The 14,871-nt window shown below is 59.8% G+C and carries 11 protein-coding genes; 8 read left to right on the top strand and 3 right to left on the bottom strand.

Translation table 11 applies throughout. From position 1 onward, the window contains the following. The first annotated feature begins 154 nt into the window (after positions 1 to 154). From WX88_RS03745 to WX88_RS03710, 8 genes are all read left to right on the top strand, one after another. Positions 155 to 1,627 carry a CoA-acylating methylmalonate-semialdehyde dehydrogenase gene (locus tag WX88_RS03745; RefSeq protein ID WP_231590621.1) on the top strand — a complete coding sequence of 491 codons (1,473 nt, stop codon included), beginning with the start codon at positions 155 to 157 and terminating at the stop codon, positions 1,625 to 1,627. A gap of 130 nt (positions 1,628 to 1,757) precedes the next feature. Continuing rightward, positions 1,758 to 3,110, top strand: coding sequence for an aminotransferase class III-fold pyridoxal phosphate-dependent enzyme (locus tag WX88_RS03740; protein WP_046242863.1), 1,353 nt, complete (start codon positions 1,758 to 1,760; stop codon positions 3,108 to 3,110). A gap of 153 nt (positions 3,111 to 3,263) precedes the next feature. Further along, complete coding sequence (gene hydA / locus WX88_RS03735; protein WP_046242862.1) at positions 3,264 to 4,640, top strand: dihydropyrimidinase; 1,377 nt, start codon at positions 3,264 to 3,266, stop codon at positions 4,638 to 4,640. 186 nt (positions 4,641 to 4,826) lie between these two features. Then, positions 4,827 to 5,693: a nitrilase-related carbon-nitrogen hydrolase gene (locus tag WX88_RS03730; RefSeq protein ID WP_231590620.1), complete on the top strand. Its 867-nt coding sequence runs from the start codon at positions 4,827 to 4,829 to the stop codon at positions 5,691 to 5,693. 123 nt (positions 5,694 to 5,816) lie between these two features. Next, positions 5,817 to 7,142, top strand: a complete 1,326-nt coding sequence (locus WX88_RS03725) for an FAD-dependent oxidoreductase (protein ID WP_046242861.1) — start codon at positions 5,817 to 5,819, stop codon at positions 7,140 to 7,142. Between the two features lie 138 nt (positions 7,143 to 7,280). Further along, positions 7,281 to 8,669 (top strand): NAD-dependent dihydropyrimidine dehydrogenase subunit PreA, encoded by a 1,389-nt coding sequence (preA, locus tag WX88_RS03720; RefSeq protein ID WP_072052928.1) that lies wholly within the window; start codon positions 7,281 to 7,283, stop codon positions 8,667 to 8,669. 135 nt (positions 8,670 to 8,804) lie between these two features. After that, positions 8,805 to 9,758, top strand: coding sequence for a T9SS type A sorting domain-containing protein (locus WX88_RS03715; RefSeq protein ID WP_046242860.1), 954 nt, complete (start codon positions 8,805 to 8,807; stop codon positions 9,756 to 9,758). A 97-nt stretch (positions 9,759 to 9,855) separates the two neighbouring features. Next, entirely contained in the window at positions 9,856 to 10,176 is a 321-nt protein-coding gene (locus WX88_RS03710; RefSeq protein ID WP_156175927.1) for a hypothetical protein, read from the top strand. Positions 10,177 to 10,268: 92 nt separating this feature from the next. Here the strand turns inward: WX88_RS03710 and WX88_RS03705 are convergent, their stop codons facing one another. From WX88_RS03705 to WX88_RS03695, 3 genes are all read right to left on the bottom strand, one after another. Continuing rightward, the gene (locus WX88_RS03705; protein WP_046242858.1) at positions 10,269 to 11,423 is read right to left on the bottom strand and encodes an XdhC family protein; all 1,155 of its coding nucleotides are present in this window, start codon (positions 11,421 to 11,423) and stop codon (positions 10,269 to 10,271) included. Between the two features lie 76 nt (positions 11,424 to 11,499). Beyond that, positions 11,500 to 13,767, bottom strand: coding sequence for a xanthine dehydrogenase family protein molybdopterin-binding subunit (locus tag WX88_RS03700; RefSeq protein WP_046242857.1), 2,268 nt, complete (start codon positions 13,765 to 13,767; stop codon positions 11,500 to 11,502). After that, positions 13,764 to 14,789 (bottom strand): FAD binding domain-containing protein, encoded by a 1,026-nt coding sequence (locus tag WX88_RS03695; protein ID WP_046242856.1) that lies wholly within the window; start codon positions 14,787 to 14,789, stop codon positions 13,764 to 13,766. Before WX88_RS03695 ends, WX88_RS03700 begins: the two co-directional genes overlap by 4 nt. Positions 14,790 to 14,871 lie beyond the last annotated feature (82 nt).

The raw sequence follows: 14,871 nt of genomic DNA, 5'->3' as shown, positions 1-14,871 counted from the left end.
TGTTTGCAGGCCGTTGGTCGTTGCGTTTCGCAATTGCCAGCGGCTTGTTGCTTTTTCGGGCTTGCTCCTCAAAAAACAATAAATTTACCGACCACTCAGTCGTATCAGCCGCCGCAAAACGCTTAGCTTGCGCTCCGCTTAATATTACGGTAATATGGAAGTCCAAACATTGAAGTATCCGCCCATTCGCAACTACGTAGCTGGCCGACCTGCCGATGACTCCAGCACCGCTACCCTGGACGTATTCAGCCCGCTAAATGGAGCACTGATTTCCACGGTGCCTTTGAGCAACGCCGCCGCTCTCGATGCCGCCGTGCAAGCGGCTAAAGCGGCTTTCCCAGCCTGGGCTGCCACGCCCATCAAGGAGCGGGTACAGATTTTCTACCGCTACAAAACCTTCCTGGAGCGCGACATAAAAGCCTTGGCCGACTTGGTGCGCGAAGAGAACGGCAAGACCCTGGACGAGGCCCGCGCCGAAGTCGAGAAAGCCATCGAGCTGACCGAGTTTGCCTGCTCCATGCCGCAACTCATTCAGGGCGAATTCCTGGAAGTGAGCAAGGGCGTCGAGGCTCGCGCCGAGCGCAAGCCGCTGGGCGTGGTGGCCAGCATCGCCCCGTTCAACTTCCCCAACATGGTGCCGCACTGGACCATCCCGAATGCCCTCGTGCTCGGCAACACCATGATTCTGAAGCCCTCGGAGCAAGTGCCGCTGAGCGCCGTCAAAATCGCCGAGCTGCTAAAGGAAGCCGGCCTGCCCGACGGCGTGCTCAACATCGTGAACGGCGACCGAGAAATCGTGGAAGCCATTTGCGACCATCCCCACATCCAAGCCGTGTCTTTCGTGGGTTCGACCAAAATCGCCAAAGTCGTGTACATCCGCGCCACCAGCAACCTCAAGCGCTGCGTGGCCCTCGGCGGCGCCAAAAACCACCTGATGGTGCTGCCCGACGCCCACCCCGACATGACGGCCTCGAACGTAGCCGCCAGCATGTCAGGCTGCGCGGGCCAGCGCTGCATGGCCGGCTCCACCATGGTCGGCGTGGGGCCCGTGGACGACATCGTGGCCAAAATCGTGGAAGAAGCCCGCAAAATCGTGGCCGGCCAGAACCTCGGCTCCGTCATCAGCAAGGAAGCCAAGGCGCGCATCGAACAGCACATCACCGAGGCCGAAGCCGCCGGCGCCAAAGTCCTACTCGACGGCCGCAACGCCGTGGTGCCCGGACACGAAGACGGCTATTACGTGGGCGCCACCGTCATCGACTACGTGACGCCCGACATGCGCATCGCCCAGGAAGAGGTATTCGGCCCGGTGCTCGCCATCCTGCGCACCAGTACCCTGGACGAGGCCCTAGCCATCGAAAACGCCAGTAACTACGGCAACGCCGCCGCCGTGTTCACCAGCAGCGGCAGCAACGCCCGCTACGTCATGGACCACGCCAACGCCGGCATGATTGGCGTGAACATCGGCGTGCCCGTGCCCCGCGAGCCCTTCTCCTTCGGTGGCTGGAATGAGTCTAAATTCGGCGCTTGCGACATCACGGGCAAAAGCTCCATTGAATTCTGGACGCAGCTCAAGAAAACCACGACGAAATGGAACCCTGAGTCGCGAGTAAACTGGATGAGTTAAACGGTTATAAAAGCCCGTCATGCCGAGCGCAGCCGAGGCATCTCGCGTACTGTCACTAACTCAATCGGCCGGCGACGGGAGCGAGATGCCTCGGCTGCGCTCAGCATGACGTTCTAATAGTATCACCACCATGGAAACCACCTTCGACCTCGACAAAGACCAAATCCTGCACGACAACCTCGATTACACCCTGTTTTCGTGGTCGAAGCAAACGGGCCTGAACCCCATCAACGCCGAGCGGGCCGAGGGTGTGTACCTGTGGGACCGCGACGGCAAGCGCTACATCGACTTCTCCTCGCAGTTGATGAACGTGAACATCGGCCACGGCGACCAGCGCGTGACCGAAGCCGTGGCCGCCCAAATGCGCGAGCTGAGCTACGTGTACCCCGGCATGATTACCAAGGCCCGCGGCGACCTCGGCCGCAAGCTGGCGGAAATCACGGCGCCCAATCTCACCAAAGCCTTCTTCACATTGGGCGGGGCCGAGGCCATTGAAAACGCCATCAAGCTGGCCCGGATTTACACCGGCCGGCACAAGATTGTGACGCTGTACCAATCGTTTCACGGGGCCAGCTACGGCGCCATGAGCGCAGGCGGCGACCCGCGTCGGTTTGCCGTGGATAGCCAAGCCATGCCCAACGTCGTGCACGTCGAAAATCCCTACTTCTACCGCTGCCCGTGGTACTCCGAAACGCCCGAGCAGTGCGCCCAGCGCGCCGCCGATGCCATGGAGCGCATCATCGGCTACGAGAACCCCGGCAGCGTGGCGGCCATCATTCTGGAAGGGGAATCGGGTACGTCGGGCTGCATCAAGTACCCGCCCGGCTACTGGACGCTCATCCGCGAAATCTGCGACAAGCACGGCATTCTGCTGGTGGCCGATGAGGTGATGAGCGGTTTTGGCCGCACCGGCAAGTGGTTCGGCTCCGACCACCACGGCGTGAAGGTTGACGTCATGTGTATGGCTAAGGGCATCACCGCCGGCTACCTGCCGCTGGGCGCCGTGATGGTGGATGAGAAAATCGCCAAGTCTTTCGACGACAAACCGCTGCCGTTGGGGCTGACTTATTCGGCGCATCCCGTGTCCTGCGCCGCCGCCGTGGCCGTGCTCGACATCTACGAGTCGGATAACCTGCTCGAAAACACCGTGGAAATGGGCAAGTACATGGACGCCCGCATCTGCGACCTGATGGGCGAGCACCCCAGCATCGGCGACTGGCGCAACACCGGCCTTTTCGGCTGCCTGGAGCTGGTGAAGAACCGCAACACCAAAGAACCCATGGCCCCTTGGAACGCCACCAACGACCAAATGGCCGTGATGAACCAGGTCGCCGCCAAAATTCGTGAGCTGGGCATGTACACCTTTGTGCGCTGGAGCTACATTTTCATCTGCCCGCCGCTTACCATTACCAAGGAAGAAATTGAAGAAGGCTTGGCCATCATTTCCGAAGCCCTCCGCATTGCGGACGCTCACGTACATTAGCCTCACGCCCGGAACCTCACCCCCGGCCCCTCTCCAAAAGAGAGAGGGGGCTAACGACTTTTACGCTCATAGTCAATTAAAACCGCACTCCCACGCCACCGTGGCTCCCCTTTCCTGGAGAGAGGGGCCGGGGGTGAGGTTTCTCGCCAGAACATGCCCCTCCTCCTAAAAAACGCCCGCGTCGTCACCGCCGATTCCGACGCGGTTTGCGATATTCTGATTGATGGCGAAACCATCGCCGCTATCGGCCGCAACCTGACCGGTCCCGCTGACACCGAAGTCCTGGATTGCACCGGCAAAACCATTGTGCCCGGCGGCATCGATCCGCATGTGCACCTGGAAATGCCGTTCATGGGCACCTTCAGCTCCGACACGTACGAAACCGGCACCCGCGCCGCGCTGCACGGCGGCACCACCACCGTCATCGATTTCATCCTGCAAAAGCAAGGTAATTCCTTGCGCGCTGCCTTTGAAGAATGGAGCGGCCGCGCCACCGGCAACGCCGTAGGCGACTACAGTTTCCACATGGCCGTGACGGACTTCAACCCCAGCACCAAGGAGGAAATCAAAGACATGATTGCCGAAGGCATTACGTCCTTCAAAACCTTCATGGCCTACAAGGGCGCACTCATGATTGACGACGCCCAAATGGTGGGCCTCATGCAGGAAGTGAAGCAGCACGGCGGCCTCGTGACGGCCCATGCCACCAACGGCGACATGATTGACACGCTCATTGCCCAGCACCGGGCCCAGGGCAAACTCACGCCGCTCTATCACTACCTCTCACAGCCCGAAGTAACTGAGGCAGAAGCGTCCGGTCGCTTTGCTGACATCGCCAACTACACCGGCGTGAATGCCTACATCGTGCACCTCACCTGCGAGGGCGCCCTCAACCAGGTGCGCCGCGCCACCGAGCGCAACCAGCGGGTGCTGGTCGAGACTTGCATTCAATACCTGCTGCTCGATGCCTCGCTGTACGAAGACGAAGCCAACGGCGCCAAGGTCGTGATGTCGCCGCCGTTGCGGGAGAAGAAGGACCAAGCCACCCTTTGGGCCGGCCTGAACCAAGGCTTGGTGAACGTGGTGGGCACCGACCATTGCCCGTTTATGTGGGCGCAAAAGCTCATGGGCAAGGACGACTTTTCGAAAATTCCGAACGGCCACCCGGCCATCGAGCACCGCATGGAACTGCTATTTTCCGAAGGTGTTAACAAGGGGAAAATAACCTTGAATAAGTTCGTAGAAGTAACGTCCACCAACGCCGCAAAAATCTTCGGCATGTTCCCGCGCAAAGGCACCATCAGCATTGGCGCCGATGCTGATTTAGTGGTGTTTGACCCAAACAAAAAACACACGATTTCGGCCGCGACGCACCACATGAATTGCGACTACTCCGCTTACGAAGGCTGGGAACTGACCGGCAAGATTGATACCGTGCTGCTGCGTGGAAAAGTGGCCGTAGCAGCCGGAGAGGCCAAAGTTGCCAAAGGCTACGGGCAATTCATCAAGCGTGGCAAAACGAACTTCTAGAACAAAAAAGCAGCCCGCCATTCACTTCAGAACGTCATTCCGAGCGCAGCCGAGGAATCTCGCGTGTGGTAGTAATTCAATCGTTGCAACGTCAATAATTAGTGGAAGCACGCGAGATTCCTCGGCTGCGCTCGGAATGACATTTCAACTCAACATTCAACCCTCAAAACTCAACCATTCCCATAGATGCCCAGAATTATTAAATCCGGCCTCATCCAAATGAGCTTGCCGATGACCGAAGGCGAAGGCACCATCGAAGAAATCAAGGAAGCCATGGTGCAGAAGCACATTCCGTTGATTGAGGAAGCCGGCCGCCAAGGCGTGCAGATTCTTTGTTTGCAGGAAATCTTCAACACCCCGTATTTCTGTCCCGGCCAAGACAAAGACTGGTATGCCTCGGCCGAATCGGTGCCCGGCCCCACGACCGACCGCATGGCCGAATACGCCAAGAAATACAACATGGTGATGATTGTGCCCGTGTACGAGCGCGAGTCCGCGGGCTTCCTCTACAACACGGCCGCCGTGATTGACGCCGACGGCACCTACCTCGGCAAGTACCGCAAAAACCACATTCCGCACACCTCCGGCTTCTGGGAGAAGTTCTTTTTCAAGCCCGGCAACCTGGGCTACCCAGTGTTCCAAACCAAATACGCCAAAATAGGCGTCTACATCTGCTACGACCGCCACTTCCCCGACGGCGCCCGCGTACTGGGCCTCAACGGCGCCGAAATCGTCTACAACCCGTCGGCCACGGTAGCTGGCCTCTCGCAGTACCTCTGGAAACTGGAGCAACCCGCGCACGCGGCGGCCAACGGCTATTTTATGGGCTGCATCAACCGCGTGGGCGAAGAGAAGCCTTGGAACCTCGGCAAGTTCTACGGCACCAGCTATTTCGTAGACCCGCGCGGTCAAATCTTCGCCCAAGCCAGCGAGGATAATGACGAATTGCTCATCTCAGAGTTCGACCTCGACATGATTGACGAGGTGCGCTCGACCTGGCAGTTCTTCCGCGACCGCCGCCCCGAAACCTACGAGAAACTGGTAGAGCTGTAGGGCGAAGCCTTTGCTTCGCCTCGCATCCGGGCAATCCTGTGCATAAGAAGCGCAGCCCACCAACGCGCAGCAAAGGCTGCGCGTCACATCAAAACGTGCCGCTTTTGCCGCGCGTCATTTATCATGGCCGAATATTCCATCCCCACTACTGAGCAGGAATTCCAGCTGAATTTCGCGCAGCTCAAGCCACACATGAACCGGACGGAGGCGCTGTACGAAAGCTCGCGTTGCCTGTTCTGTTTCGATGCGCCGTGCATCAAAGCCTGCCCCTCGGGTATTGACATTCCGCAGTTTATTCGGCAGATTAATTCGGGCAACGAAACGGGCGCGGCGCGCACTATTTACGAGGCCAATTATTTCGGCAATGCCTGCGGTAAGGTGTGCCCGACGGAGGTATTGTGTGAAGGAGCTTGCGTATACAACTTGCAGGATGTCAAGCCGATTGAAATTGGCCGATTGCAGAGTTACGCCACTACCCAGGTAATCAAAAGCGGCAAGCAACTGTTCGGGCCGGGCGCGGCAACTGGTAAAAGCGTGGCGGTAATTGGCGCGGGCCCGGCCGGTATTTCGGCAGCCTGCGAGCTGCGCGCGCTGGGGTATGAAGTTGACGTATTCGAAGCGAAAGCGCAGCCTTCGGGACTAACGGTGTATGGCGTCGCGCCCTACAAAATCACCAACGAAGAAATCCTGGCCGAGATGGCCTATTTACAGGCCCAATTTGGGTACCGCGTGCACTTTAATTCGCCTATTAATTCCCGAGAAGAATTAAGTAAATTGGAAAATGAATACGACGCTATTTTCCTCGGCATCGGGCTAGGTAAAACCAGTGAATTAGGTCTGCCAGGCGAAGACAAGATTAATTGCACCGGCGCGGTGGAATTCATTGCCGAATTGCGTCAGCATCACCACGAGGTGGCGGTGGGCCGCAAGGTCATTGTTCTCGGTGGCGGCAACACGGCCATGGACGCCGCCTCCGAATCTTCCCGCTTGGGAGCGGAACAAGTTATTCTGGCCTACCGCCGCGCCAAAGACGAAATGGGCGCTTATGGCTTTGAATACGACCTTGCCAAAGGAGTAGGAGTGAAGGGCCTTTTCAACGTGGCGCCCGTGGAAATTGTGGGCAACGGCTACGTGAGTGGTGTGAAGTTTATTCGCACCGAAACGAAGGACGGGAAAGTGTCGGAAATAGCCGGCTCAGAATTCGTGGAGCCCTGCGACATGGTGATTAAAGCCACCGGACAAGCCAAGCAAACCAATTTCCTAAGCCTAATTCCCGGCTTGAAACTGGATGGCAAAGGCCGCATTATCGCCAACGCACACACCGGCCAGACCACCAATCCTAAATACTTCGCCTCCGGCGACGCCTGGAACGGCGGCGCCGAAGTGGTAAACGCCGCCGCCGAAGCCAAGCTGACAGCGCGCGGCATTCACGCTTACCTGAGCAAGTAGCCCAGGCTTTTTAATAAAAGCACGTCATGCCGAGCGCAGCCGAGGCATCTCGCGTGTGGTAGTAATCCAATCGTTCAACGACGCGAGCGAGATGCTTCGGCTCCGCTCAGCATGACGTTCTGATAGAAACTTAAATCCATGCCTGACTTATCCATCAACTTCGCCGGCATCAAATCGCCGAATCCTTTCTGGCTGGCTTCGGCGCCGCCTACCAATTCTGGCTACCAAGTCATGAAGGCTTTCGATGCTGGCTGGGGCGGCGCGGTGTGGAAGACGATGGGCGTGCCCGTCGTGAACGTGTCGAGCCGCTACGGCGGCGTGAATTACCGCGACAAGCGCCTCGTCGGCTTCAACAACATCGAGCTGATTTCGGACCGCCCGCTGGCCGATAACCTGCGTGAGATTGAGGAAGTGAAAAAGCGCTTCCCCAATCACGCCGTCATCGCCTCGCTCATGGTGCAGAGCCGGCAGGAGTGGCACGACATTGTGCGCCAAAGCCAAGATGCCGGCGCCGATGGCTTCGAGCTGAATTTCGGCTGCCCGCATGGCATGTGCGAGCGCGGCATGGGCTCGGCGGTGGGGCAGGAGCCCAAGGTGCTGCAAACGATAGTGGAATGGGTGATGGAAGTGGCCCAAAAGCCCGTCATCGTGAAGCTGACGCCCAATATTTCCGACATCACCGAGCCGGCCCTGGCGGCGCGGCGCGGCGGCGCCGATGCCATCTCGCTCATCAACACCATTCAGAGCATCGTCGGGGTCGACATCGACAATTTCGCGCCGTACCCGGTTGTGGACGGCAAAGGCACCAACGGCGGCTACTGCGGCCCAGCCGTGAAGCCCATCGCCCTGAACATGGTGAAAAACTGCGCCCAGCACCCGGATATCCGGCTGCCCATCTCGGGCATTGGCGGCATCGAAAACTGGCGCGACGCTGTGGAGCACATGCTGCTGGGCGCGGGCAGCGTGCAGGTGTGCACGGCGGCCATGCACTTCGGCTTCGGCATCATCCGCGAAATGACGTCGGGCCTGGAGCAGTACATGGTGGAGAAAGGCTTCGAAACCATCGACCAGCTGGTGGGGAAAGCCCTGCCCAACGTGCTACCCTGGGAAGACCTGAACATGAAATACAAGGTCACGGCCAACATCCATGCCGAAAAGTGCATCGGCTGCCAGCTCTGCTACACGGCCTGCGAAGACGGCGCCCACCAGGCCATCAGGTTGAACGCCGGTACCCGCGTGCCCGAAATCATCGAGGAAAACTGCGTGGGCTGCAACCTCTGCTCGCTGGTTTGCCCCGTAGAGCAGTGCATCACCATGGAGCGCACCGATGCCGGTACCCAGCACCTCACCTGGAAGGGGCGCACCGAAGCCGGCGATGTCCCCGTTGAATTCAACGATGAAAAGGCCGGCGGCCGCCACCACTGGGTGCCCGAGCCAGCCGCCGCGCTGGGCAAAGAGCGCCACAAGACCCTGCCCGGCAAAGCCCGCGTGCTAAACGGCGAAACGGAGATGCCAGCCGAGGCTTAAATCCACCGTAATAGCTTGAAAAATACAGGCATCATAACGCCCATCGGTTAGCTCGTCGATGGGCTTTTTTCTGTAAAAGTGGTAAGTATATAATATTCAATTTAAATTGCTTATAATTAATTCATCCCAGAGACTATGAAACACTTTCTACAGCAATTGCTTGTCATCTTGCTTTTGGCTATTGGGGCGGAGGCTCAGTCGGCCAATCCCGCTATCTGGTGTCCGCCCGGCGCCACGTGGACATACAACTACGGACTTTTTAGCGAGTTTGGAACGGTAACGGTCCGATACCAGCGCGACACGCTGGTGGCGGGGCAGCCCGCTCAAGTACTCACCCGTGAGCTGAAGACCTCGTTTTGGGTGGTTTTCCCCACCGTTTCAGCGCCGGGCCCCACTTACAAACTCTCGAACGTGATTACTCGCGTCGTGGCCGACCGGGTGGAAGTGCAAGCGAACGGACAGTTTTATAAGCTGTATGACTTCGCTGCACTTCCCGGCAGCAGTTGGTTGACCGCACCCGTTACTCCGCAGGGGCCCTGCCCCTCGGGCCTGGTTCGGGTCAACGTCGACAGCGTCGGTCGCCAAGTGGTGGCCGGACGCTCCCTGCGCTGGTTTCGGGCGCACCTAACGGTCGCGCCGGGCACGACCATTGCCGGATACTGGCCTGGCCGCATTTACGAGCAACTCGGCAATGTGGAACAGTACATGCAGCCGCAGTCGCCCATTTGTCGCGGTACCGACCCCGGCTACATGGGGCCGTTTTTGGCCTTTCAGGCAACCGGCGTGCCCACTATCGGCTACAATTTCACCACTGGCAAACTGCTTGCTTCCGCAACCGCCAGAGCGGCTGCCGCTGGCTTTTCGGCTTTCCCAATTCCGAGTGCAGGGCTGCTCACTCTGCAGTATCCTTCAGGTTTAAAGCCTAGTGCCACGCTGCGGCTAATCGACCTGACCGGCCGCTTCTTACGCCACTTACCAGTGCCTGCCTCTGGTCAACTCGACCTACGTGGCTTGCCCGGTGGCAGCTATGTTCTGCTGCTCGACCAGGCCGGGCAAGCCAGCTTGGCGCAGCGAATAGTGGTGGAATAGAGAGGCCGTTTGCCCGGAAGTGGCAATGATTTTGGTCTGTGGTTTGTTGCAATGCCATCATCCACTGCTTAATCATGCGCTTCGGCGCATCACGGCCATGAAGACAAAATCTTTGTTGTTCGCTATCGGATTTTGCGCGCTCTTGCTGAGCGGTTGTGTCGGTGCTTCGGTAGGCGTAGGGGTTGGAACCGGCTACGGTTATTACCCGCCCGTCGACCCGTTCTATTCGCCTTATTACGGACCGGTGCGGCCCTACTTCCACCGGCCCCGTCCGATAGTGGTGGTGTCCCAGCCGTACTACCGTTCGCCGCACCACGGCAACCGGGCCAACGGCGGCAGCACCTATCGGCGCCAAGAAAATTACAACGGCAACAACGGCGCCCGAACCCACGGTCATATTCGTCGTCGCGCCGATTAACGTAGTGCCTCCAAAGCGGCACCCTCAACCGGGCTGCTCATCTTCTGATGGGTAGCCCGGTTAGCGTCTGGGTCAAATTAAAGCCGATTGATTCAGAACGTTTCTTGGAGGCGCGGGGCCGGGGCGTGCACTTCCGCCGCCCGCTCACGCAAAGGCCGTCCGTCGCGCTGGTGACGCTTGCTTTGAATCTCAGCCACAATGGCCAAGGCAATTTCCTCGGGTGTTTCGCTGCCCAAATCAAGGCCGATGGGGCTGTGGAGGCGGGTTCGGCGCAAAGTGGTAATTTCCGCGTCCGACAGGCACAGCTCCCTGAGCAGGCGCGTGGCTTTTGCGTACGGGCCCAGCAAGCCAATGTAGGGAGCCGGCCCGGCAAGGTGCAGGGCCAGGGCCGCTAGGTCATAAGCATAATTGTGACTGAGCAGAACGGCGTAGGCATCGCCCGGCGTTTCTTGCGCGATGGCCGCCAGCGGCACCACCCGCACTTCGGCCGCCTCGGGGAAGCGGGCGGCCGTGGCGAGGTGGGGCCGGCCATCGACTACAGTAATGTGCCAGCCCAGCGAGGCCCCGAGCCGCACCAGCGGTTGGGCGTCGTTGCCGGCCCCGTACACCACCACCCGCAGGGGCGGCTTGAGCAACTCAAGTAACGCCCGCACCGAGCCCACTTCGGTTTCAATATCTAGCACGCGCGAAACGCCTTCTGCCAACGTGGCGCGTGCGGCTTCGGCCAGGGCAGAAGCGCCCACTAGTGCCCGCGCAGTCGAGGCGCCGCCCGTAACCCCGGCTGCCGTCAGCAGCAAGCGCTGGCCCACTCCGGCGCGCAGACCCGCGGCAGTATCAATTTCGAACACGGTGGCCAGCACGGCGGGCTCCGGGTGCTGAGCGAAGCTTCGCAGCAATTCCAGGGGGTTGTCGGGCGCTGCAAAATCCAGCGGCTCCAGCAAGATGCGCACCACCCCCTGGCAACCGGGCCCAAGGCCGTGACGCGGGTCGTCCTCGTCGCGGGTGTCGTAGGTGACGAGCGCCGGCTGGCCCCGAAAAATGGCCTGACGGGCGCGCTGGCGGGCATCGCCTTCCAAACAACCGCCGCTGATGGCACCGGTCAACTGCCCGTCGTCGGTGACGAGCATGCGGGCACCGGGGCGCCGGTAGGCCGAGCCCAGCACCTCCACCACCGTAGCTAAGGCGCAGGACTGGCCCTGTGCTCGGTGCTGGTCGTAGGCGAGGAGCAGGCGTTGGAGTTCGGTCATAGTAGAAGGCAATGATAAATTATGAGTTATGGCTGGTCCAGCACAGGCTGCTAAAACAGTTCTTAACTCATAATTTTTACACCAGTTTGTCAATGCTCACCGGCAGGTTGCGCACACGTTTGCCGGTGGCGTGGAATACAGCATTGGCAATGGCGGCGGCTACGCCTAGCAGGCCGATTTCCCCGATTCCTTTCACACCCAGTGGGTTCACAATGTCGTCTTCCTCCTCGACCAGAATCACTTCGATGTTGTGGATGTCGGCGTTAACCGGGATGTGGTATTCGGCCAGGTTGTGGTTCATATAGCGGCCGAAACCGTGGTCCATCATCGATTCCTCCATCAAAGCCATGCTGATGCCCCACACCACGGAACCCAGCACTTGGCTGCGAGCCGTTTTGGGATTGAGGATGCGGCCGGCGGCCACGGCATTCACCACGCGGGTGACGTGCACGGTGCCGAGGTCTTCGTCCACTTTTACTTCCGCAAACACCGCGTTGTGCGAGTGCAGCGAATAATGGCTCTGCTTCAGTAGGTCGGGCAGGGTAGAAGTCTCGGCTTCGACCTGGGCTTCGCCGGCAGCAGGCAGAATATCGCGAATAACGACCGATTGCTTCGTGTCTTCGTTCCGCCGAATTTGACCATTTACGAACTGTACGTCCTCAAAATTGGCGCCTTTCAGAGGCGAGTCAGCCATCTGCTGGGCTAGTTTGAGTAGCTTTTCGCCGATGGCCCGGCACACGGCCTGCACGGCGGTGCCCACGGTGGCGGCCGTCATAGAGCCGCCTTGCACGGGCGCTTCGGGCAGGTTGGTATCGCCGAGTACGAAAGTGACGGCTTCCAGCGGCAGGCCCAGAGTTTGGGCCGCAATCTGGGTCATGATGGTATAGGTGCCGGTGCCGATGTCGTTGCTGGCGCTGCTCACCGTCAGGCGGCCATCGGCGTCGAAGCAGGCTTTGGCGCTGGCGTTTAGCTGGGTGGCGTCCCACACGCCGGTGGCCATGCCGTAGCCGATGAGCCAGTTGCCCTCGCGCATGGAGCGGGGCTTGGGAGTGCGCTTATCCCAGCCAAATTTTGCGGCGCCCTGGTGGTAGCACTCGCGCAGCTTCTTGCTGGAAAACGGCTTTTTCAGATTCTGGTCGCGGTCGGCGTAGTTCAGCAGGCGGAATTCGAGCGGGTCGATGCCGACTTTGTAGGCCAGCTCATCCATGGCCGATTCGAGGGCGAACGAGCCAGTGGCGGCGCCGGGGGCTCGCATGTCGATGGGTGAGTTGGCGTCAATCTCGGCCAGCTGGTAGTCCAGCTTCACGTTCTCGCATTGATACAGCATCCCCGACCAGTTCACCACATTTTCGGTAAAGTCTTCGAAGCGGGAGGTTTCGGCCAGCGCCGCGTGCTGTACGGCGGCCAGCGCGCCGTTGTCATCGGCGGCCAGCTTGAGATATTGCAGCGTGTGGGGCCGGTGGCCGAGGCTGAACATTTGCTGCCGGGTGAGCGACACGCGCACCGAGCGTTGCAGGTCCAGCGCGGCCAGCACAGCCAGAAATACTTGGTGCTGCGGTCGCAGGCCGGAGCCGAAACCACCACCCGTGTACTTCGAAATCACCCGCGCTTCTTCCTTCGACAGGCCGAAGACTTTGGTGATGTAGCTCTGCACGTTATACGCACCCTGAGTTTTGTCGAAGATGTTCATCTTCTGCCCGTCGTTCAGCCACTCCACCGTGGTGGCGAACATCTCCATGGGGTTGCTGTGCTGGGCTAGGTGAATGTATTCGGCCTCGTGCTGATGGGGCGCGTTGTGGTAGGCGTCGTTGGAGTTGCCGCGAGGCGGGGGCGGGGGCACCCAGCCAAGTTTGCCCCGGGCGGGCTCATAGCCGTTATCGCGCTTAGTTTCGAGGTCAGTGTCATGCGCTTCGGTTTCATACTCGATTTCGAGCACCGATGCCGCGTAGCGGGCCAACTCAAAGGTATCGGCCACTACCAAGGCCACCGGTTGCTGGCTGAACCGGATTTTGGGCTCGTGTAGCGGCCGGAACGGCGAGCCGCCGGGCGCCACGTCGTCCTTGTAGCTACGGTCGAACCACGCCAGTGAGGGCACGTTTTCGTGCGAAAAAACCCGCACCACGCCCGGCAGCGTCAGCACCGGTTCCGCATGAATTTTGGTGATTTTCCCCTTGGCAATCGGGCTGCTCACGATGTAGCCGTACAGCAGGCCGGGCACGTTGAATTCGGCGGCGTACTTGGCCGCCCCCGTCACCTTGGCCGGGCCATCGACGCGGCTGGTGGGCTTGCCGATGTAATCGGTGCCCAAATGAATGCTGGGCGAAGTCGCAATGGTCTGGCTCATGGGTTGGAGTTTAAGAAAGCGTTGGAGTCGGTGGCGGGCGTCATTTCAGTGGCCTGCTTGAAGGCCCGGACAATGGCGCGCTTGGCCAACTCAATCTTGAAAGCATTGTGAGCATGGCCCTGGGCGCCGGCTACTACTTTGGCAGCGGCCCGGCGGAAGGTGTCGGCCGTAGCGGGCTGGCCGATGAGTAGCGCTTCGGCGGCCGTGTCGCGCCAAGGTTTATGGGCCACGCCGCCCAGGGCCAGTCGTGCATCCGTGATGGTGTTGCCATCGAGTTCCAGCGCCGCCGCCACCGATACCAGCGCAAAGGCGTAGCTGGTACGGTCGCGCAGCTTGAGGTAGCTGTAATTCGTCGCGAAGCCTTTTGGGGGTAGATCGAGACTGGTTATCAACTCGCCGTCGGCCAGGGTATTGTCGCGCTCGGGCTGGTCGCCGGGCAGGCGATGGAAGTCTTCAAACCGGATGGTGCGCTCGCCGTTGGGGCCGCTCACGCGTACGGTGGTGGCCAGCGCGGCCAGGGCCACGCACATATCCGAAGGATGCGTGGCAATGCACTGCTCGCTGGCACCTAGAATGGCGTGAATACGGTTGTAGCCGCCAATGGCCGAGCAGCCGGTGCCAGGCTCGCGCTTGTTGCAGGGCGTGGCCAAGTCGTAGAAATAGTAGCAGCGGGTACGTTGCATGAGGTTGCCGCCGTCGGTAGCCATGTTGCGCAGCTGCGGCGAGGCACCCGCCAAAATGGCTTGGCTGAGTAGCGGGTAGCGCCGCTCCACCTCGGGGTGCCAGGCCGTGTCGGCGTTGGTAGCAAGGGCACCGAGGCGCAGGCCGCCATCAGTGGTGTTTTCGATGGCGGCCAAGGGCAGGTGTTTGAGCCCGATAAGGTGTGTGGGTCGCGCCACGTTTTCCTTCATCAAGTCAACCAGATTGGTGCCACCGCCGATATAAGCCGCATTGGAATGAGCCACTTTTTCGCGCACGGCCAGGTCCACGGCCGCAGCAGGGAAGTAGGTGAAACTGTTCATGTGAGGTAATTAAAGAGATGAATTAAAAGCTGAAAGCCAAGGGTATAGGGTCAGGGAGTAATACCTGTAGTTGGCCCGTTTC

The organism is Hymenobacter terrenus, from assembly GCF_000972495.1.
GTDB classification, from domain to species: Bacteria; Bacteroidota; Bacteroidia; order Cytophagales; family Hymenobacteraceae; genus Hymenobacter; species Hymenobacter terrenus.
This window is presented reverse-complemented; position numbering and strand designations above follow the sequence as displayed.

What these genes read in the sequence shown, in the direction of transcription:
- WX88_RS03730 (WP_231590620.1), top strand. Translation starts at nt 4,827, where the DNA reads ATGCCCAGAATTATTAAATCCGGCCTCATCCAAATGAGCTTGCCGATG.
- WX88_RS03700 (WP_046242857.1), bottom strand. Translation starts at nt 13,767, where the DNA reads ATGAGCCAGACCATTGCGACTTCGCCCAGCATTCATTTGGGCACCGAT.
- preA (WP_072052928.1), top strand. Translation starts at nt 7,281, where the DNA reads ATGCCTGACTTATCCATCAACTTCGCCGGCATCAAATCGCCGAATCCT.
- WX88_RS03695 (WP_046242856.1), bottom strand. Translation starts at nt 14,789, where the DNA reads ATGAACAGTTTCACCTACTTCCCTGCTGCGGCCGTGGACCTGGCCGTG.
- WX88_RS03710 (WP_156175927.1), top strand. Translation starts at nt 9,856, where the DNA reads ATGAAGACAAAATCTTTGTTGTTCGCTATCGGATTTTGCGCGCTCTTG.
- WX88_RS03745 (WP_231590621.1), top strand. Translation starts at nt 155, where the DNA reads ATGGAAGTCCAAACATTGAAGTATCCGCCCATTCGCAACTACGTAGCT.
- WX88_RS03740 (WP_046242863.1), top strand. Translation starts at nt 1,758, where the DNA reads ATGGAAACCACCTTCGACCTCGACAAAGACCAAATCCTGCACGACAAC.
- WX88_RS03705 (WP_046242858.1), bottom strand. Translation starts at nt 11,423, where the DNA reads ATGACCGAACTCCAACGCCTGCTCCTCGCCTACGACCAGCACCGAGCA.
- hydA (WP_046242862.1), top strand. Translation starts at nt 3,264, where the DNA reads ATGCCCCTCCTCCTAAAAAACGCCCGCGTCGTCACCGCCGATTCCGAC.
- WX88_RS03725 (WP_046242861.1), top strand. Translation starts at nt 5,817, where the DNA reads ATGGCCGAATATTCCATCCCCACTACTGAGCAGGAATTCCAGCTGAAT.
- WX88_RS03715 (WP_046242860.1), top strand. Translation starts at nt 8,805, where the DNA reads ATGAAACACTTTCTACAGCAATTGCTTGTCATCTTGCTTTTGGCTATT.